General features: G+C 65.3%; 17 protein-coding genes. 6 read left to right on the top strand and 11 right to left on the bottom strand.

Annotated elements, in window-relative coordinates; genetic code table 11:
- Nucleotides 1-376: 376 nt before the first annotated feature.
- Together dprE2 and dprE1 are read right to left on the bottom strand one after the other, a co-directional pair.
- Complete coding sequence (dprE2, locus tag NA5_RS01430; protein ID WP_062980951.1) at nucleotides 377-1138, bottom strand: decaprenylphospho-beta-D-erythro-pentofuranosid-2-ulose 2-reductase; 762 nt, start codon at nucleotides 1136-1138, stop codon at nucleotides 377-379.
- Nucleotides 1135-2589, bottom strand: a complete 1455-nt coding sequence (dprE1, locus tag NA5_RS01425) for a decaprenylphosphoryl-beta-D-ribose oxidase (protein WP_062981310.1) — start codon at nucleotides 2587-2589, stop codon at nucleotides 1135-1137. The genes dprE2 and dprE1 overlap by 4 nt, the downstream gene beginning before the upstream one ends.
- Before the next feature lie 286 nt (nucleotides 2590-2875).
- On the opposite strand from dprE1, the gene NA5_RS01420 reads away from it, so the two are divergent.
- A complete protein-coding gene (locus NA5_RS01420; protein ID WP_084483822.1) occupies nucleotides 2876-3319 on the top strand; it encodes a GtrA family protein in 444 nt (147 codons plus the stop codon).
- 170 nt (nucleotides 3320-3489) lie between these two features.
- On the opposite strand, the gene NA5_RS01415 is transcribed toward NA5_RS01420, so the two are convergent.
- From NA5_RS01415 to NA5_RS01405, 3 genes are all read right to left on the bottom strand, one after another.
- A complete protein-coding gene (locus NA5_RS01415; protein ID WP_062980947.1) occupies nucleotides 3490-4110 on the bottom strand; it encodes a pyridoxamine 5'-phosphate oxidase family protein in 621 nt (206 codons plus the stop codon).
- A 217-nt stretch (nucleotides 4111-4327) separates the two neighbouring features.
- Nucleotides 4328-6505, bottom strand: coding sequence for a molybdopterin-dependent oxidoreductase (locus NA5_RS01410; protein WP_062980944.1), 2178 nt, complete (start codon nucleotides 6503-6505; stop codon nucleotides 4328-4330).
- A gap of 124 nt (nucleotides 6506-6629) precedes the next feature.
- The gene (locus NA5_RS01405; RefSeq protein WP_062980941.1) at nucleotides 6630-7109 is read right to left on the bottom strand and encodes a hypothetical protein; all 480 of its coding nucleotides are present in this window, start codon (nucleotides 7107-7109) and stop codon (nucleotides 6630-6632) included.
- 251 nt (nucleotides 7110-7360) lie between these two features.
- On the opposite strand from NA5_RS01405, the gene NA5_RS01400 reads away from it, so the two are divergent.
- Together NA5_RS01400 and NA5_RS01395 are read left to right on the top strand one after the other, a co-directional pair.
- On the top strand, nucleotides 7361-7825 hold the full coding sequence (locus tag NA5_RS01400; protein ID WP_084483794.1) for a DUF4282 domain-containing protein: 465 nt from the start codon (nucleotides 7361-7363) through the stop codon (nucleotides 7823-7825).
- A gap of 139 nt (nucleotides 7826-7964) precedes the next feature.
- Nucleotides 7965-8840, top strand: coding sequence for a helix-turn-helix domain-containing protein (locus NA5_RS01395; protein ID WP_062980938.1), 876 nt, complete (start codon nucleotides 7965-7967; stop codon nucleotides 8838-8840).
- Between the two features lie 150 nt (nucleotides 8841-8990).
- On the opposite strand, the gene NA5_RS01390 is transcribed toward NA5_RS01395, so the two are convergent.
- Complete coding sequence (locus NA5_RS01390) at nucleotides 8991-9413, bottom strand: MarR family winged helix-turn-helix transcriptional regulator (protein WP_062980935.1); 423 nt, start codon at nucleotides 9411-9413, stop codon at nucleotides 8991-8993.
- 85 nt (nucleotides 9414-9498) lie between these two features.
- Between NA5_RS01390 and NA5_RS01385 the strand changes: the two genes are divergently transcribed.
- Complete coding sequence (locus NA5_RS01385) at nucleotides 9499-10956, top strand: MFS transporter (RefSeq protein WP_062980931.1); 1458 nt, start codon at nucleotides 9499-9501, stop codon at nucleotides 10954-10956.
- Nucleotides 10957-11026: 70 nt separating this feature from the next.
- Here NA5_RS01385 and NA5_RS01380 read toward each other — a convergent pair whose 3' ends face one another.
- Nucleotides 11027-11575, bottom strand: a complete 549-nt coding sequence (locus NA5_RS01380) for a dTDP-4-dehydrorhamnose 3,5-epimerase family protein (protein WP_062980928.1) — start codon at nucleotides 11573-11575, stop codon at nucleotides 11027-11029.
- A gap of 3 nt (nucleotides 11576-11578) precedes the next feature.
- Entirely contained in the window at nucleotides 11579-12451 is an 873-nt protein-coding gene (gene rfbA / locus NA5_RS01375) for a glucose-1-phosphate thymidylyltransferase RfbA (RefSeq protein ID WP_062980925.1), read from the bottom strand.
- Nucleotides 12452-12675: 224 nt separating this feature from the next.
- On the opposite strand from rfbA, the gene NA5_RS01370 reads away from it, so the two are divergent.
- Nucleotides 12676-13680 carry an alpha/beta hydrolase gene (locus NA5_RS01370; RefSeq protein WP_245672034.1) on the top strand — a complete coding sequence of 335 codons (1005 nt, stop codon included), beginning with the start codon at nucleotides 12676-12678 and terminating at the stop codon, nucleotides 13678-13680.
- 338 nt (nucleotides 13681-14018) lie between these two features.
- On the opposite strand, the gene NA5_RS01365 is transcribed toward NA5_RS01370, so the two are convergent.
- Nucleotides 14019-14726 carry a DUF8020 domain-containing protein gene (locus tag NA5_RS01365; protein WP_062980922.1) on the bottom strand — a complete coding sequence of 236 codons (708 nt, stop codon included), beginning with the start codon at nucleotides 14724-14726 and terminating at the stop codon, nucleotides 14019-14021.
- 306 nt (nucleotides 14727-15032) lie between these two features.
- Here NA5_RS01365 and rfbB point away from each other — a divergent pair, with 306 nt between their 5' ends.
- Nucleotides 15033-16040 (top strand): dTDP-glucose 4,6-dehydratase, encoded by a 1008-nt coding sequence (gene rfbB / locus NA5_RS01360; protein ID WP_062981306.1) that lies wholly within the window; start codon nucleotides 15033-15035, stop codon nucleotides 16038-16040.
- Between the two features lies 1 nt (nucleotide 16041).
- On the opposite strand, the gene NA5_RS01355 is transcribed toward rfbB, so the two are convergent.
- On the bottom strand, nucleotides 16042-17622 hold the full coding sequence (locus tag NA5_RS01355) for a DUF2142 domain-containing protein (RefSeq protein WP_062980919.1): 1581 nt from the start codon (nucleotides 17620-17622) through the stop codon (nucleotides 16042-16044).
- Complete coding sequence (locus tag NA5_RS01350; RefSeq protein ID WP_062980917.1) at nucleotides 17619-18599, bottom strand: glycosyltransferase; 981 nt, start codon at nucleotides 18597-18599, stop codon at nucleotides 17619-17621. Before NA5_RS01350 ends, NA5_RS01355 begins: the two co-directional genes overlap by 4 nt.
- Nucleotides 18600-18692 lie beyond the last annotated feature (93 nt).

The following is an 18692-nucleotide window of genomic DNA, read 5'->3' as shown; positions in this document are numbered from 1 at the left end:
CGCCCCCCGGCCGCGCTCCGGCGCGGAGTGCTCGGCGCGTTCTGCCGTGACTGTGCTCAACGGAGTGCTCCTTCGACAATGCGACGGCTCGAGGTCGGCTCCGAACTTGCCACGCCGCCCGGCCGCTCGCACGGGCAGGGTGCCGAATGCCGCATCGAGCCGGGCGGTGTGGATCCGCCGCCGCGCCTCCTCCGGCACTGCCGGACGCGGCCGCAAGCCCCGGCGCACCGCGACGATGGTATCCACCGAAATGGCGCGGTGGCGTGCGCTGATATGTCGCGTCGGCACCGGACCCGCCGGAACCGCGTGTTGCGGATATAGACGAGCCGCACCTGTCCGGCGCAAAGCGCGGTGAACGAGGTGCGGCTCGGGTGAATCAGATGGGCAGCTTGCGGAAGATCGGGCGCGGGATGTGGCGCAGGATCATCATCACGAAGCGGAAGGTGCCGGGTGCCCAGACGAGCTCCTTGCCCCGCTGCGACGCCGAGACCGCCAGTGCCGCAATGTCTTCCTTATTGACGGTGAGCGGAGCCTCTTTGACGTGCGCCGAGAACCTGGTCCGCACCATGCCCGGCCGGATCACCAGCACGCGCGGTCCGTACGGACGCAGCGCCTCGCCGAGTCCCAGGTAGAAGCCGTCCAGCCCGGCCTTGGTCGAGCCGTAGACGAAGTTCGAGCGACGCACCCGCTCACCGGCCACCGAGGACATGGCGATGATCCGCCCGAAGCCCTGCTTCTTCATCTTCTCGCCGACCAGCACGCCGACCGAAACGGCCGCGGTGTAATTGATTCCGGCGACCTGCACGGCCTTGCGCTGGTTCTGCCACAGCTCTTCGGGATCGCCGTCCAAGGCGAACGCGACGATGGCGACATCTACATCGCCGCCTTCCCATGCCGCGTCGATCACCTTCGGATGGCTCTCGGTGTCGAGCGCGTCGAAGTCGATGACGTCGACCTGGGTCGCACCGGCCGCCTTCAGCTCGGAGACGGCGTCCTCGCGCAGCGGATCACCGGGCAGCGCGGCCAGGATGATGCGCGCCGGACTCTTGCGCAGGTACTCGGCGCAGATCGCCAAGCCGATCTCCGAGGTACCGCCCAGCAGCAGGATGGTCTGCGGGTTGCCTACGGCATTAATCACTGGAGCTCCAGCCTTCTCGCCATATCGGACATGAAAACGCCTGTGGGATCGACACTTCGGCGGATCTTGATCCACTCGTCGATCCGCGGGTACATCTGGTGGAAGGTCTCCGCGGTGGTGCGCGAATCCTTCGCGGTGTACAGCCGCCCGCCGAACTCCATGACGCGGCGGTCCAACTCGCTCACCAACTCGTTCAGACCCGGCTTGATCGGGAAGTCGACGCAGATGTTCCAGCCCGGCATCGGGAAGCTCAGCGGTGCCGGGTTACCCGGTCCGAACAGCTTGAAAACGTTCAGCGCCGAGTAGTGCCCGGAGGCCTGGATATCGATGATGATCCGTTTGAACTCCTCGACCGCCTCGGTCGGCACCACGAACTGGTACTGCAGGAAGCCGTTGGAACCGTAGCCGCGGTTCCACTCCGCGATCATGTCGAGCGGGTGGTAGAACTGCGTCAGATTCTGCACCTTGCCGGTGTAGTTGCCGCCCATGGCGTAGTACGCCTCGCCGATGGCCTGGAGCGTGAACTTGTTCATGGTCCAGTTCGGGAAGATATCGGGCACCGTCATCAGTTGCGGCGCATCGAATTTCAGCGGCTTCTTGCGCAGGCGCTTGGGTAGTTCGTCGACCTTGGCGAGGCGGCCGCGGGTGATGGTGGCCCGGCCGAGCTTCGGCAGCGGGCTGATCACGTCGAACCACGCGCTCGAGTAGGTGTAGTTGGCCTCGCTGCCGTCGCTGTGCGCGGCGATGGTCTCGTCCAGCGTGGTGGTTTTCACGCCGGCGTTGAGGAAGTACGCCGTCTCGGTGGGCGCCATCTCGATGGTCGCGCGCAGGATGATGCCGGTGAGTCCGTTGCCGCCGACGGTCGCCCAGAACAGCTTGGCATTGCGCTTGGGCGTGATGTGCTGCACCTGCCCATCGGCGGTCAGCAGCTCGATCGAGCGCACATGGTTGCCGAAGCTGCCCTCGCTGTGATGGTTCTTACCGTGGATATCGGAGGCGATGGCGCCGCCGATCGTCACCTGACGGGTGCCGGGCAGCACCGGAACCCACAGCCCGAACGGCAGCGCGGCCTTCATGAGCTGGTCCAGGCTGACGCCGCCGTCCACATCGACGATCCGGGTGTCCCGGTCGATCCGGTGGATATTGTTCAGCGCCGTCATATCGACGACGAGGCCGCCCGCGTTCTGCGCGTGATCGCCATAGGAGCGGCCGAGCCCGCGCGCGATGATGCCGCGACGCAGGTGGGCCGGCTTGGAGTCGTTGTCCTCGGCGACCATGGCGACGGCCTTGGCGATCAGTTCGGGATCGCTCGTCGAGAGCACTTCGGAAGATGTTGGTGCGGTGCGACCCCACCCGGTCAATGCCTTGGTCCGCGTCGGCAGCGCGTAGGTGCCGTCGGCGACATTGCCGGAGTTACCGGTTGTGGTGGCGGTCGGAGCTTTCGTGGACATCGGCATAGAGGCTACATGCATGAGCCGATATCCGGTCGGCGTCGCCGTACTCCCCAGTATGTGAGGTACGACATCGGTTCCATCGCGCTGGACGAACGTCCGAAGGTGCTGGAGTGCGCGTGTCCCGCGTCACCCCGTTACGCTCGTCGGCGTGCAAGCCGAACCCCACCTGCCGCTCCCGGCCGAACTGCCGCTGGTCGATGAGCCGGCCGGCGTGACCGACGGGCCCGAAGGCGGTAGCCCCGGACAAGCGCAGTCGGCCGAAGGCCGCCCGTTGAGGGTGGCGGTGGGCGACGGGCGGGCCCACGAAGGGACCCGGGAGCGCCGAGTCGAATCCAGTACCGATGTCGACCTCAAGACCCAGATAGTCCGCTTCACCCTCACCGGCGGCCTGTCGGCCATCGTCGACTACGGGATCTACAGCTTTCTGCTGAACCTCATCGGCCTGCCGGTCAGCGTCGCCAAATCGATCAGCTTCATCGCGGGCACCACCACCGCCTACCTGATCAACCGCCGCTGGACCTTCCAAGCCCCGCCGAGCCGCGCCCGCTTCATCGCCGTCGTGGTCCTCTACGCCGTTACCTTCGCCGTCCAGGTCGGCATCAACGCCGTGCTCTACGCCACGCTTCCCGGCGACTGGTGGCGCCAGCCGCTGGCCTTCGTCATCGCCCAAGGCACCGCGACGGTAATCAACTTCGTCGTGCAGCGCCTGGTCATCTTCAAACTCTGAGTCTGATTTGCCGCGCCTGCGGCGCGGCGTGTTCGCGGCCCCCTGGTGTCTCGCGGCCGAGCCGTCGAGACTCGCGACTTCGTCGCATGCGCTTCGACGACTCGGCCGCGAGACGGGCCGCGAACGTCGCTCGTAAGACTCGCTCCGTCTGGGGCGAGTATGCACTCCGGCTAACGAACCAGCGCGTCGGCGTTGGCCTGGGCCTTCGCTCCGAAGTAGTCGCCGCCCTTGGCGCGGACATTGTCGGTGCCCCACTCCCGCTGTTCGCGCGCCGCGGGAACCAGGTGCGGGATGTGCTTGCGGCAGTGGATGTAGGCCTCTTCCACGTCGATGACCACCCAGTGTGCGGCGGCTCGGCCCTTGACGTTCTCGGGTAGGTCGGGGACGTTGTGGCGCAGTGCGGTGTCGTCGACGATTCGTGCCGAACCGTTGATGTGCAAGCCGATCAGATCCTGGACGAAATCGATGAGCAGGATGCCGACGTGCGGGTTCTCCAGGATGTTGCCGAGACTGGCGTGCACGCCGTTGCCGCGGTATTCCGGATAGGCAATCGTGCGTTCGTCGATCACATGCAGAAAGCCGGGCAGACCCGCTCGCAAGCTTGCGTCGCATTCGCCGTGTTTGTCCGCGGTGGCGATGAACGCCATATCCATCCGGGCGATGAATTCGATCATCGTAGGGTTCAACCGGTCCAGAACTTGATCTCGGTAGAAGCGTTCGGCGCGGTCCCGCGTACCGTATCTGTCCTGTAGTTCGTGCTCACCGTCACTGCCACAACATGTGCCGGGCATCGCGCCCCCTCTGGTAGCTGGAATCCGGCACACCGCAACGGGTTCGACGCTGAGCCCGCGACTAAACCGAAATCCTGTCCATTTTAGTCTGGCAACACAGCAAAATCCATGTTGAGAATGCACTGAATCTTTAGTTAGCGCAAGGGTTTCCGAAAATTAGCTACAATCCGACCGGACGGAATTTTTGATATTCGCGAGCGGCCGGATCGAGCACAACTCAGGCAGGCGTCAAGGTCACCGGAACGCCATTGAAGACCGCATTTCCGGACGGCACATCCAGCACCGAATCATCGGTCAGCACATTGGCATTCACCCCGGCATGCGCCCGGGCCACCGTCTGCGTGCTGTCGGCATGGCCCCAGCCGTGCGGCAGGCTCACCACCCCGGGCATGATCGCCTCGGTCGGCTCCAGCGGTACCGTCAGTGTCCCCGCGGCGGACTTCACCACGGCGGTATCGCCGAGTCCCAGCCGTGCGACATCGGCCGGATTGATGTGCAGCGTGCAGGTATTCGACCCGCTGACCAGCGTCGGGATATTGTGCATCCAACTATTGTTGGATCGCAGTTGACGTCGTCCGATCAATACGACATCGGGCGCGGCATCGGTGAGCCGGGACCGCATCCGCGCGACATCGTCGAGCAGCGGTTGCGGCGCCAATTCCACCTGCTTGGATGCCGTCCGCAGCACACCGGGCAGGCGCGGCTGCAGCGGTCCGAGATCGACGCCATGCGGGTTGTCCAGCAGCACTTGCAGATTCAGCGTGCCACCATTCCACTCGCCATACGGTCCGAGCCGCAGCATCAGGTCGATGCGCTGCTCGGTGCTGTTGGATCCGATGAGTTCAGGTCGCCGCTCCGGTATGCCCGCCTTGTGCAGCATGCCCGCGATGATCAGTTCATCGACGCCGTTCAGCGCCTCCGGTCCGGCGGGCTGCCCGGTGAGCGCGGCCCCGAGCCTGGCCAGGATCTCCGACTCCGAAGGCCGATCGCCCAGCGGAACCAGCGGCCGCGAGTATCGCGCGTAATTGCGAACCGCGAACTGCAGCAACGCGAAGTCGTAGTGCGGTGATTGCGTCGGCCGCGGCGGCGGCAGGATCACATCCGCGTGCCGGGTGGTCTCGTTCAGGTACCGGTCCACACTGACCATGAAGTCCAACTGCGCGAAGGCGGTATCCAACCGGGGCCCACTCGGCGCGGACAGCACCGGATTGCCCGCGACGGTCACCAGCGCGCGTATCTGCCCCGCGCCCGGTGTGGTGATCTCATCGGCCAGGGTGGCCACCGGCAGTTCACCCATCGCCTCAGGCAGTCCGCGCACCCGGCTGGCCCAGCGTCCGGTGCGGAACGGTTTGGTGCGCGGGATGCCTCCCGCCGCCGCATTGGCGAACATGGCGCCACCGGGTGCGTCGAGGTTGCCGGTCAGCACATTGATCACCTCGACCAACCACTGGGTCAGCGTGCCGAATTCGGCCGTGCAGGTGCCGATGCGCGCGTATACCGCCGCGGTCGGCGCCGCCGCCAACTCCCGCGCGATCCGGATAACCGTCTCGGCGGGAACCCCGGTCCGGGCCGAAACCACCTCGGGCGTGAAATCCGCGGCGGCCGTACGCACTTCGTCGAGCCCCGCGACATCCACGCGGATATCGGTCAGACCTTGTTCGAACAGCGTATGCACGATCCCGAACAACAGATAAGCATCGCTGCCCGGCCGAATGAACAGATGCTCGTCGGCCAGCTTCGCGGTCCGCGTTTCCCGCGGATCGACCACAACGAATTTGCCGCCGCGCTTGCGCAGCGCCTTCAGCCGACCCGGGAAATCCGGTGCGGTACAGAGCGATCCGTTCGACTCCAGCGGATTCGCGCCGAGCATCAGCAGATAGTCGGTGCGATCCAGATCCGGTACCGGCACGGTCAGCGGATCACCGAACATCAACCCGCTCGCCACCTGTTTGGGCATTTGATCGGCGGTGCTCGCCGAAAACAGATTCTTGGTGCCGAGTGCCCGGATCAGCACCGGCACATACAGCGCCCCGGCCACGGTATGCGCGTTGGGATTGCCGAGATACAGTGCCGCCGACTGATTTCCGTGCTCAGCCACGATCGCCGGGAGCCGTCCGGCGATGAACTCGAATGCCTCGGTCCAGGATGCGGTGCGCCAGGTATCGGTGGCCCGGTCGCGGATCATCGGTTCGGTCAGCCGGTCCGGATCCTCGTCGAGGTGTCCGAAGCTGGCCCCCTTGGGGCAGATGAACCCCTTGCTGAACGGATCCTGCCGATCCCCGCGAACCGAGGTCACATGGTCGTTCGAGTCGAGGGTGATCTCGAGTCCGCAGACCGCCTCGCATAGCGGGCAGGTCCGCAACAGCGTCCGGGAGTCATCAGTGAGCTGGGCCATAACCCCCATCATCGCGCGCGATGGATCTCCGCGCATGAGGAAACAAGAATGACCGGTATCCACGGGTAGCGGATACCGGTCATCGGCGGGCCGGGGCAGTGCGGACCCCGCCCGGATCAATAGGTCAGCAAGCGACGGTGTTGACGGTGGTGCGACGCGAGAGCGCCGAGCGAACCGCAGCGCCGATCGCGACTACCGGCGGGATCCAGCGGGCCTCGCCAGGAGCCACGCCCCAGCAAGCCTCGCCGGTGGTGAGCTGAGTGGGGGGCAGCGGGATGCCGTCACCGGCGGTGTAGACGGTGGCGCCCGCCTCGCGCAGTGCCTCCAGCGCCATCGCGGCCTTGCGCAGGCCGGTGACCAAGTGGATCTCGCGACGCTCGGCGCCGGGGATCTCGATAACCGGACCGGTCAGGTTGTTCGCGCGCAGGAACCGGCGAACCTCGCCGGCCAGCTCACCGCTGATCTCGATACCCGACAGATCCTCGTCCGTGATCAGGCAGATTCCGTTGGTCGTTTCAGCGATCGTCCACCCGCGCTGGATGTAGTCCTGCGCCGCGGCAGTCATCTCTGCCGCCGATGCGGAAGTCGGAAACGTGGTGCGCACTGTCTTTCTCCATTCCCCGATAGATCTGGGTCCTGCATACGTGGGGGGTATCGGGACGGGGTGGGGTGGGCGTTACGGGTTGTACAAAAGATCTTGGTGACTGTCGGGTTCGTCTCACCCGGTACCGATCGGCTATCACCGAGACACCGCTTTCGACCGGCCTGTCGCCTACCGAGCCGTCATGGCGGGCACAGCTTTTGTGTGAATCCACTCCTATTGGCGGGGCGTCGAATTGGGGGAAGGATCGCAATATGAGTGAGCATCGCGGTATCGATTCGACGGAAGCCGAACCCGCCGAACCCTTCGAAAGTCCACGCGCCTGGACCGCCGATGCCGCCCGCGGCCTGCTCGACGTGCAATTCCATCGTCCCGCGACCAGAACGCTGCTGCCGCTGGCCTACATGCTCGGCCTGGCCTTCGCGATCGGCCTACCGATCGCGCTGACGGTGCTGATGTGGCAGGTCTCCGCGGTGTTCGGCGTGCTGGCCGCCTTGATCGCGATACCGCTCGGCCTGACCATCGCGGCCGTCGTACGCCTGCTGCTCGAATTCCTGGAGAACGCGTCCAAGCTGGCGGCCAAGGTCGAGCACATCGCCGATCTCGCCGACGATCTGTTCCAGGCGCTCGCCGATGTCGCCGAGCCCGTCAATCAGCTCTCCGAAGACGTTCGGGCCGTGCAGTTCTGGCGCTTCCGCAACCGCGGTCAACGCAAGTAGAGCCGGGCGGAATTGCCGGATCATCGTCTGCGGGAACCTATTTGTCGCTGTTGCGCCTTTGGCGTCCCCGGGACGGTCATCGTGACCTGTGTCGGATTTACTGTGAAACAATGCTGTTCGGATATCGCGAGGGGGAAGCATGGCTTTACCGCAGGGCACGACCGGATCGACCATGCCGCGCAGGCAGCTCGGCCGACACCTGCGTGATCTGCGCAATCGCGCCAGAATGACCACGCGGATGGCGGCCAAACAGCTCGAATGGTCCGAGGCCAAGATCTGGCGGATCGAAACCGGGCAGACCTCGCTGCGCAGCCTGGATGTCGAGGCCATGTGCAAGATCTACGGTGCGCCAACCGATCTCCTCGAACCGTTGACCGCACTTGCCAAGGAGACCAAGGCCAGGGGTTGGTGGACCGGGTACAGCGATGTGATCGCCGAGGGCTTCGAGGTGTATATCGGCCTCGAGGAGGCGGCACGCTCGCTGGCGACCTATGAGAACGAGCTGATCCCCGGACTGCTGCAGACCGAGGCGTACACCCGTGCGCTGCTGAAGGCCGCGCGCCCGGAGGCGTCGGAGGCCGAAATCGACCGTCGGGTGCAGCTGCGCACGGCCAGGCAGGCGTTGCTCACCCGCAAGGATTCGCCGCTGCATCTGGATGTGGTGATCAGCGAGTCGGTGCTGTGGCGGCGGGTCGGCGGCGTCGAGGTGACCGTCGAACAGCTCGCGCACCTGCGGCGCATGTGCGATCTGCCGAATGTGCGAATCCAGTTGGTGCCCTCGGATTCCGGTTATCACGACGGCATGGATTCGGGTCCGTTCGTTCTGCTCGAATTCGCCGATGCGGCGCAGGCGGAGCTGCGCGAGCCGCCGGTGGTCTACGTCGAGTCGTTCACCGGCCCGGTGTACCTGGACAAGGAACACGAAATCGCGCGCTACCGAACAGCTTTCGCGAACATCAAGTCGGCCGCGGTGGACGCGCGCACCGGTATCGAGGAAGCCCGTGACAGTATCTAGCGCCGTATCCAGCTGGCTTCTGCTGTATCGCTGGTTCCGTCGAACGCAGTCGAATGGTGGTCGTCCACAGTGAATTCGACCGCTATAACACTACGCTCCGCGAGTTGTCGGAGGCGGATAGCGCAGCAATCTGGATGGGGCGCTGGCGGCTCAGCACTTCTGCCGACTGCCCCAGGTGCGTTCGAGCACCTCGCGGTGGGTCGGTAGCGCGGCCTCGTAGACCTCGCGACCCTTCTCGGTCAGGCACACGAAGATCGCGCGCCGATCCTCGGCACACATACTGCGCGAAACCAGTCCGTCGCGCTCCAGCCGCGCCACCGCGCGCGAGAGTGCGCTCTGGCTCAGGTAGATGTCGTTGGCCAGATCGCTCATTCGATAGTCGCCGCAGGCGGCGTCGACCAGCCGGTCCAGCGTCTCGAATTCGCTCAGGCCGATATCGTGCTTGCCCTGCAGCTCCTTCTCGAGTGCACAGCTCACGGCGGCGTGCCGGTCGAGCAGCTCACGCCACTCGGCGACCAACCCGGTGGGCGCCACATCGCGCCCGAGAAATTGTGTTGTCGACGGCTTCGACATGGCCCTATCCTAGTGCTCCGCACGGTCTGATGCAAGTGCATTAAATGTGTTGGCATTTAATGTCTGCGCATGTAATGTTCCGCCCATGACTTCTGCAGCAACCCTTTCGGCCGCGACGGCGACCGATCCGATCAGATGGTCCACCCGTCTCTGGGGCATGCTGATCACCCTCTGCATTGTGTTGTTCCTCGATGGTCTCGACGTCTCGATGATCGGTGTGGCGCTGCCGTCCATCGGCGCCGAGCTGGATCTGTCGACTTCCACCCTGCAATGGCTGGTCAGCGGCTATGTGCTCGGTTACGGCGGCCTGCTGCTGCTCGGCGGCCGCACCGCCGACCTGCTCGGGCGGCGCAAGGTCTTCCTGATCGCACTCGCCGTGTTCGCGCTGGCTTCGCTGGCGGGCGGTCTGGTCGCCTCCGGCCCGCTGCTGATCCTGACCCGCTTCATCAAGGGCCTGGCCGCGGCGTTCACCGCCCCGACCGGCCTGTCCATCATCACCACCAACTTCGCCGAGGGCCCGGCCCGCAATAAGGCGCTGTCCATCTACACCGTCTTCGGTGCGGGCGGTTACTCCATGGGGCTGCTGTTCGGCGGTCTGATGACCGGCATCGGCTGGCGCTGGACCTTCCTGCTCCCGGTGCCGATCGCGCTTGCCGCACTGGCCGCGGCCTGGGTGCTCGTCCCCAAGGACGAGGCCGCCGAGGAGGGCGGCCACGACATCCTCGGTGCGCTGCTTTCCACCGCGGGCATGCTGCTGCTGGTATACACCGTGGTCTCCGCGCCCGAGGCGGGCTGGGGTTCGGCGCGCACCATCGGTTCGTTCGTCGGCGCCGCCGTGCTGTTCGCCGGATTCGTCGCGGTGGAGAAGAAGGTGAAGTACCCGCTGGTGCGCCTGGGCATCCTGCGCAAGGTGACGCTGGTCCGGGCCAGCCTCGCGATCATCGCGGTGGCGGGATCGTATTTCAGCTGGCAGTTCATCGTGACCCTGTACCTGCAGGATTCACTCGGCTGGTCGCCGCTGAAGCTGGCCATGGCGCTGCTTCCGGTCGGTCTGCTGGTCGTCGCCTCGGCGTTCTTCTCCGATAAGCTCGTCGACCGCTTCGGCACCGGTCCGATCATCGCGATCACCATGGTCGTGATGGCCATCGGCTACCTGCTGTTCCTGCGCCTGGACACCACCCCGTCGTATCTGACGATGATCCTGCCCGCGGTGCTGCTGATCGGTATCGGCTGGGTCGGCTTCCCCGCCATCAACATTCAGGCCACCAACGGCATCGATGACGATGAGCAGGGGCTGGCGGCAGGTGTGCTGCAGACCTCCATGCAGGTCGGCGCGGCCATCGTGCTCGCGGTGAATACCGCGATCATCTCCTCGGGCGACCACGGCGCGACCACTGCGTCCGCGGTGCTCGACAACTTCCGCCCCGGACTGCAATTCGCGGCGGGCGTCGCCATCGTCGGCGCGCTGATCGCCATGACGGCTTACCTGCCCAAGCGTGCCAAGGCGCGGGCGCAGGAGCCGGAACTGGAGCTCGTCGGCTGAATCGCCTCCGCCGACGGTAGGTCGAACGTCACCGCATCCCTCCTCATCGGGGGCGGTGACGTTCGGCGTTTTACGAGAAGGGCGGAGCGGCAGCGTCTTTCGGGGATCGGATATACGTCAACGGCTGACCGTCCAGACCGACCTTCGGCCATTCGATGCCGAGCCGCGGATCGAAAGCATCTATATCCCTATCGAATTCGGGTGTGTACTCGATCGAGCAGAGATAGGTGACGGTGGACTGGTCCGCCAGCGACAGAATCGCATGGCCGAGGCCCTCGGACAGATACATCGAGCGCCGATCGACATCGTCGAGCACCACGCTGTCCCAGCGGCCGTAGGTGGGCGACCCCGGCCGCAGATCGACGACGACATCGAGGAACGCACCGCGCACACAGGTCACATATTTGGCCTGTCCGGGCGGATCCTCGGTGTAGTGGATGCCGCGCAGCACCCCGGCCGCCGAGACCGAGCAGTTGACCTGGCGCAGATCGAACGGCCGACCGGTCACCTTCTCGAATTCCGAGGCCTTGAACGATTCGCAGAACATGCCGCGCTCGTCGCCGAACTGGCGCGGGGTGATCACCCATGCCCCCGGCACGGCGAGTTCACGGAACTCCATCGCTCACCAATCCCGTCCGCGCTCGAGCAGATCGAGCAGGTAAGTCCCGTAGCCGGAGCGAACCAGCGGTTCGGCCAGCGTGCACAGCTGTTCGTCGTCGATGAAGCCCTGCCGCCAGGCGACCTCTTCCGGCACCCCGATTTTCAGGCCTTGGCGCTGTTCGATGGTGCGCACGTAATTCGCGGCGTCCAGCAGCGAATCGAAGGTGCCGGTGTCCAGCCAGGCGGTACCGCGGGCGAGCACATCCACGCGCAGCCGATCCTGTTCCAGATAGGCGCGATTGATATCGGTGATCTCGTATTCGCCGCGCGCCGACGGTCGTAGCCCACGCGCGATCTCCACGACATCGTTGTCATAGAAATACAGCCCGGGGATGGCGTAGTTGGACCGCGGCACCTTGGGCTTCTCCTCGATCGAAACCGCCCGACCCCCGGTGAATTCGACGACGCCGTAGGCGGTCGGATCCGAGACCCAGTACGCGAAGACCGCGCCGCCGTCGATCGCGGCGAAGCGCTCCAGGCTGGTGCCGAGGCCGGGGCCGTGGAAGATATTGTCGCCGAGCACCAATGCGGCGCTCTCGCCGCCGATATGGTCGGCGCCGAGGACGAATGCCTTGGCGAGTCCGTCCGGTTCCGGTTGCACCACATAGCTGATCGAGATGCCGAACTGCGAGCCGTCGCCGAGTAGGCGGGCGAACGCGTCGGCGTCCTCGGGCGTGGTGATCACCAGGATGTCCCTGATGCCCGCCAGCATGAGTGTGGACAGCGGGTAGTAGACCATCGGCTTGTCGTAGACCGGGACCAGCTGTTTGCTCACCCCGCGCGTGATCGGGTGCAACCGGGATCCGGTGCCACCGGCCAAGATGATTCCGCGCATGGTCGTCGAGTCTGCCAGGCGCGGCTGGCTCGGCTTCGGCGAGGTTCCGACTGGCCTACAAATTGATCACGAACGTTTAGTGCTTCGGCGCGCCGGGCGATATATGTTGCGTAGATCACGTTATGGTGTTCTGAAACATCAGCGTGTGAGATGTCAGCGTCGACTCTCGCCTGGAGAACCGTTCGGTCGGGCTCGGCGCGCCAGTGTGAGGTAGGTGCGCGATGGTGGCGATCAGCGGGAGTGAATTCGACGCGGGTGATCCCGGTCTGTTGATGAATCCGGACGGCCCGAGCGCATCGGCCCGATTGCTGCTGGCGACCTGCCTCGGTGCGGTGCGGCCGGTGCTGCGCATGTTTCCGATAAGCCGCACGACCATCCCGATCGGCGCCTTCGCGATCGACGGTCTGGCCCGGCTCCGGCCGCAGCCGCGCGGTGTCGATCGGGAACAGGTGACGCTGAACGGTTTTCGGATGGAGATCCTGCGTCCGTCGGGCGGTTCGCGCGCCCTGCGGCACGGCGCGGTGCTGTACATGCACGGCGGCGGCTTCGCCGTCTGCGGCCTCGGCACCCATCGCCCGATCGCGGCCAGCCTGGCCCGGCGCACCGGACTGCCGGTGGTCAATGTCGACTATCGCCAACTGCCCGGCAACAAGGTATCCGCCGCGATCGAGGACTGCCTGACCGCCTACCGCTGGCTGCTGCGGCACGGTGCGGACCCGGCCAGGATCATGTTCGCGGGAGATTCGGCGGGTGGCTTCCTGGCATTCGCCACGGCGCTGCGCGCGATCGAGTCCGGGATGCCGTCGCCGGGTGGGCTGATCGGGCTGAGCCCACTGCTCGATCTGGACTACGCCGCCAAGCGGGAATACATGAATGTCGCCCGCGATCCCTATCTGCCGCTCGCCGCGCTGGAGGCGGTGGTGCGGATCGGTGCCGAAGTGGACGGGGTGCTCGATCCGCTGGTGTCCCCGGTCAACGGCGCCTTGGCGAGTCTGCCGCCGGTGCTGCTGATCACCGCCGAAGACGAGGTGCTGCGTTATGACTGCGAGCTGATGGCCCGCAGGCTGACCGCGGCGGGTGTGCCGAACGCGCTGGAGATCTGGCGCGGTCAGGTGCACGCGTTCATGGCGATCGCGCCGAATCTGCCCGAGAGCAGGATGGCTCTGGCCCGGGTCTCCCGGTTCGTGCGCGCCCGCCTGGAGCACCCCCAAAGGGCTCGGACGGCCTGACCTGGATCGGCCGGACGAGTCGCGAACCCCGCATCCGGACGTCGCCTTCGGCGGCGGTCCGGGGCGGGGTTCTTTGGTGGAAACCGCGATGTGAATTCCCCTCGGTTATCCGGAGAATTCGCCAGCGGAGAGCTATTGGGTCCAACTTGATTTACTTATTGTTCACCTGTGCGACGGTTGAAATTATCTCGATGTCGTGTAGATCACAGCCGTTGTTATGCGCAAACTCCGCCCGGCCATTTCGGCCGGGCGGAGTTCGGCAGCAGAAACCCCGCCAGATCGATGACCGGGCGGGGTTTCCTGGGCTCGTTTTCAGTTGTGCTGAGCCGTTGTTCGACTTACTTCGGCGCCACGAACGGCTGGTTGATGGTGGTGAAGTACTGGATCGCCGCACCGATCGCGACCGGAGCGGTGATGAAGATCTGACCGGCGAGGGTGCCCAGCGCACCGATGGCGATGATGCCAGCGATGCAGCCGACCGCGGCGGCCGGGATGAACGGACCGAACAGGCCGACGATGGTGGCCGAGGCGATGGTCGCACCGGCGATACCACCGAGCACGCAGCCGACGGCGCCGCCGCCGAGACCGCCGACCAGGGTGCCGATGGTGGCGCCCATGGCGATGGTGTCCTTCAGACGGTTGAAGGCGGCCGTCTCACGGTCGTATTCGCTCTTCCAGGGGGCCTTGTCCTCGAAGGGCAGTGCGACCGGCTTGTAGGTGGCCTTCGCAACGTCGAACTGCGGGGTCAGGGTCGCGGTGTGGTCGGCGATGTCCGCGGCGATCGGGAACTCGAAGTCGTCGACGCGGAAGGTGAGCGGGGTGCCCGCGACGGTGGTTCCGTTGGCGGCCTTGATCTTGAGGGCGTTGTCCTCGACGACCAGCGAGCCGGAGTCGATCGAGATGATGGACTGGGTGTCTGTCGAGTTCGCAGTGAAGTTGATCGGGGCGTCGGCGGATTCCGCCGGTGCCGCGTGGACGGTGCCTGCGGTGATGCCCATGGCGGCGATCAGCAGTGCCGACGTCGCGGCGAATTTCCTCATCAGCATTTGTTTTGGACCTCGATGTGAAGCGTTCGGAGGGGACTAGACGATCGAAATCTAGACCAGCTAACGCGTGGTGAACCGGTTGTGACCGTTAATTCAAATTTTGTTCACCATCGCGACTCGAGGCTTGGTGGGTTCTTGGAAATGTGGACGCTGACCATGGTTTTTCACAAAAGACTGAATCACGCTTCTTTCTTTACGATTGTCCAGAGTGATTAACATCACAGATTCGAACCCTGGGCGCGCAGGCGAATACGGCTGCACCGGTCCGCCGCCAGCGGACGGCGCGGGCGACGTAAGGTCATGGGCGTGCGACTGCTCGTAACCGGCGGGGCCGGGTTCATCGGTGCGAATTTCGTCCAACAGACCGTGGCCGAGCGTCCCGACGCCACCGTAACCGTCCTTGACGCGCTGACCTACGCGGGAAATCGGGCCTCCCTCGCGCCGGTGGCCGACCGCATCGACTTCGTGCACGGCGATATCGCCGATCTGGATCTGGTCGACGAACTCGTCTCCGGTGTCGACGTCGTGGTGCACTTCGCCGCCGAATCGCACAACGACAACTCTCTCGCCGAACCGTGGCCGTTCGTGCAGACCAATATCGTCGGCACCTACTCACTGCTGCAGGCGGTACGCCGCCACGACGTGCGCTACCACCACGTCTCGACCGACGAGGTCTACGGCGATCTCGCACCGGACGGGCCCGCATTCGACGAGCACACCCCCTACAACCCGTCCAGCCCCTACTCGGCCACCAAGGCCTCGAGCGATCTGCTGGTGCGCGCCTGGACCCGCTCGTTCGGTGTCCGCGCAACAATCTCCAACTGCAGCAACAACTATGGGCCGTACCAGCATGTGGAGAAGTTCATCCCGCGCCAGATCACCAACCTCATCGACGGCGTGCGCCCGCGCCTCTACGGTGCCGGACATCAGGTGCGCGACTGGATCCACGTCGAGGATCACAACCGCGCGGTATGGGACATCCTGGAGCGCGGGCGCATCGGTCAGACCTATCTGATCGGCGCGGACGGCGAACTCGACAACAAGTCGGTGGTGCGAATGATTCTCGAGGCGTTCGACCGCGATCCGGACGATTTCGATCACGTCACCGACCGGGCGGGCCACGATCAGCGCTACGCCATCGATGCGACGCTGCTGCGCACCGAACTCGGTTGGACGCCACGCTATTCCGATTTCGCCGCCGGACTCGCCGCGACGATCCAGTGGTACCGCGACAACGAATCCTGGTGGCGTCCGGCCAAAGCAGGCACCGAGCGTGCTTACGCCGAGGCCGGCGAAACCACCATCAACGCGTGAGTCAGCCCCAGACGATCGAGTAGTACTTCCACAGCGCGGCGATCAGCGCTACCAGTGTGGCCGCGATGACCGCGACGGCCGGACCCCTGGTGGGCGTCTGACCGCGAATATCGGTGAGCCGCAATGGCATCCAGCGCAGCAGCAGCACCAGTGCGATGATCGCCAACGGCACGAAGTACCGGCCCTGGACACCGTCGATGATGTAGTAGCCGACCGGCGTGAACGACATGTACAGCGTCACGTAGATCATCGCGACGCTCGCGAGCACCGTCAGTGCCACGATCAGTGTGCGCCGGAAGGTGGCGGTCGCGGTGTTCATCCGATCCGCGATGCCGATGCTGACCGCGAAGGCGAGCAGGCAGGCCAGTATCGACAACGCGGGGACATCGATATAGGCGAAGCCGAGTTCACCGAAGAACTGGATGAACCACCGCTGGTCGCGCAGCGCGATGCTCTCGCCGAAGGTGTTCACGAAATTCACCGGGTCGGTGAGGATTCCGTGCAGCTGATCGCTCGGCCGCACCGAATTCCACTGGTGCTGTGGGCGCATCAGGCCCATACCGTCGGTGGTCGGCCCGGCGATCTTCATCCACACCGCGAACGCCAGCGCGCCAAGTCCCGCGAAACCCCATGGGATGAAACGCTTCCAGGTAGCCGCGCCACCGAACGCGAACCGGTTCGTCGGCACGAGCACCACGAGCATGGCGAGCAGGACGTAGGTCGGCTTGCTGACCGGCAGCAGCACGGTCGCGCCGAGTAGCGCGGCCGTCTCGGTTCGGCCGAGGCCGTCACCGAGGAACAGCGCCTTGACCAGCAGGGCCGAAACCAGGATGGCCAGTGCGTTGGTCATGGTGTCGGCGGTGACGGTGCCCGCCTGGAAGACCGCGATCGGCAGCACGGCGACGGTGAATGCCAGCCACTGCACCCGGTGTGCGCGCAGCGCCCACAGACCGAATCCGACCAGCGCGAGGTAGGCGGCCAGGCCCGCGAGTCGGGTCAGCAGCATCATCGCGCCGACATTCAGTCCGAACAGCTCCGCGACCCGAATACCAACGGCCGCAGGGATATACGGCACCGGCGAGTAGGCGGCGGTATTGGTGAACCAGACCGGCTCCTCGGCCTTGGAAACCGCGGCACCCTCCATCCGCGCGTAGCTGCCCGGATCGGCCACCATCTGATCCGGCTCCTCCGGATTGGTGGAGTAGTCGTGCAGCGCGTAGCCCATCAGCTCGGTGATGCTGATCGGCACATCGCCGCCATAGGAGATGCCGCGCTCGTCGTGGATCCGCTGCGGCAGGAAGCCACCGTGCGCGACCTGGTAGGCGCGACCGAACTGGGTGATTTCATCGTGACCCCAGAACGGCGGGGTGACCCAGGCGAACAGTGCGCCGAAGACCGTGACGACAATCGTGAAGGCGACCGTTGCCGCGCCGAAGCGGGCCACGATCCGGCGTCCGAGGTCGCGCGCGGAGTCGGATCTGCTCGAATCAGCTTCGGCGGCAGCGGATTCGGGTGCCGCGTCGTCCGTGGTCTCGGGTTCCGGATTCGCGGTGGTCGCGGTTCGATCCGCCGAAGTGGTCAACGCCGCGCTCCACCGGTGTGCGCGTCACCACCACGCGCGTCATCCGCGCCGACGGCCGAGTAGCGCAGGTAGACCAGCCGGGCGGCCTCGTGCCGGGAGCGCCGGATACCGTCCAGGATCAGGCCAGCGGTCCAGGCCAGGCTGCCGAGCAGCAGCAGAGTGAAACCCAGGAACAGCGTCGGGAATCGGGGCACCTCATGGGTGTTGTAGAACTCGACGACTATCGGAATGGTCAGAATGATCGAAACCAGCCAACTCAGCGTGCCGAACAACCCGTAGAACGCGACCGGCCGCTCATGCCTGGCCAGGCCGATGATCAGCGCGAGGATCTTGAATCCGTCGTGGTAGGTGCGCAGCTTGCTCTCACTGCCCGCGGGCCGATCGCGGAAGCCGACCGGAACCGCGGTCCGCGGTACCCGCAGGTGCAGGGAATGCACGGTCAGTTCGGTCTCGATCTCGAATTCTCGCGAGACGGCCGGGAAGCTCTTCACGAACCGGCGCGAGAACACCCGGAAGCCACTGAGCATGTCTTCGACGTTCTCGCCGAACACCTTTCCGACCACGCCGTTGAGCACCTTGTTGCCGGTCTCGTGGCCGGAGCGGTACGCCGAGGCGCCCTCGTCCTGTTTGCGCACGCCGAGCACATGGTCGTACGGACCGTCGAGCAGTGTCTTGATCATCAGCGGCGCGGCCGACGCCTCGTAGGTGTCGTCGCCATCGATCATCAGATAGATATCGGCCTCGATATCGGCGAAGGCGCGGCGCACCACATTGCCCTTGCCCTTGGTGTGTTCGTGGCGCACGATCGCACCGGCCGCGCGGGCCCGCTCGACGGTCGCGTCGGTGCTGAGGTTGTCGTAGACGTAGACGACGATTCCCGGCACGGCGGCCTGCAGGTCGGCGACGACCTTGGCGACCGAAGCCTCCTCGTTGTGGCATGGCACCACTGCGGCAATTCGGAGCTCGGTGGAGTCCACCCGGTCAATCCTCGATGTCGGCGGTGAATGGGGAACACCGGGAGGGTACAGGGCGGTACCCATTGGTGCTCACTCGGTTCACCGAGCCTACTG

It is taken from the genome of Nocardia anaemiae NBRC 100462 (assembly GCF_001612725.1).
GTDB lineage: Bacteria > Actinomycetota > Actinomycetes > Mycobacteriales > Mycobacteriaceae > Nocardia > Nocardia anaemiae.
This window is presented reverse-complemented; position numbering and strand designations above follow the sequence as displayed.

Excerpts from the sequence above, each read along its gene's own strand:
- dprE1 (WP_062981310.1), bottom strand. The coding sequence starts at position 2,589 with ATGTCCACGAAAGCTCCGACCGCCACCACAACCGGTAACTCCGGCAAT.
- NA5_RS01415 (WP_062980947.1), bottom strand. The coding sequence starts at position 4,110 with ATGCCCGGCACATGTTGTGGCAGTGACGGTGAGCACGAACTACAGGAC.
- NA5_RS01410 (WP_062980944.1), bottom strand. The coding sequence starts at position 6,505 with ATGGCCCAGCTCACTGATGACTCCCGGACGCTGTTGCGGACCTGCCCG.
- NA5_RS01400 (WP_084483794.1), top strand. The coding sequence starts at position 7,361 with ATGAGTGAGCATCGCGGTATCGATTCGACGGAAGCCGAACCCGCCGAA.
- NA5_RS01395 (WP_062980938.1), top strand. The coding sequence starts at position 7,965 with ATGGCTTTACCGCAGGGCACGACCGGATCGACCATGCCGCGCAGGCAG.
- NA5_RS01390 (WP_062980935.1), bottom strand. The coding sequence starts at position 9,413 with ATGTCGAAGCCGTCGACAACACAATTTCTCGGGCGCGATGTGGCGCCC.
- NA5_RS01385 (WP_062980931.1), top strand. The coding sequence starts at position 9,499 with ATGACTTCTGCAGCAACCCTTTCGGCCGCGACGGCGACCGATCCGATC.
- NA5_RS01380 (WP_062980928.1), bottom strand. The coding sequence starts at position 11,575 with ATGGAGTTCCGTGAACTCGCCGTGCCGGGGGCATGGGTGATCACCCCG.
- rfbA (WP_062980925.1), bottom strand. The coding sequence starts at position 12,451 with ATGCGCGGAATCATCTTGGCCGGTGGCACCGGATCCCGGTTGCACCCG.
- NA5_RS01365 (WP_062980922.1), bottom strand. The coding sequence starts at position 14,726 with ATGCTGATGAGGAAATTCGCCGCGACGTCGGCACTGCTGATCGCCGCC.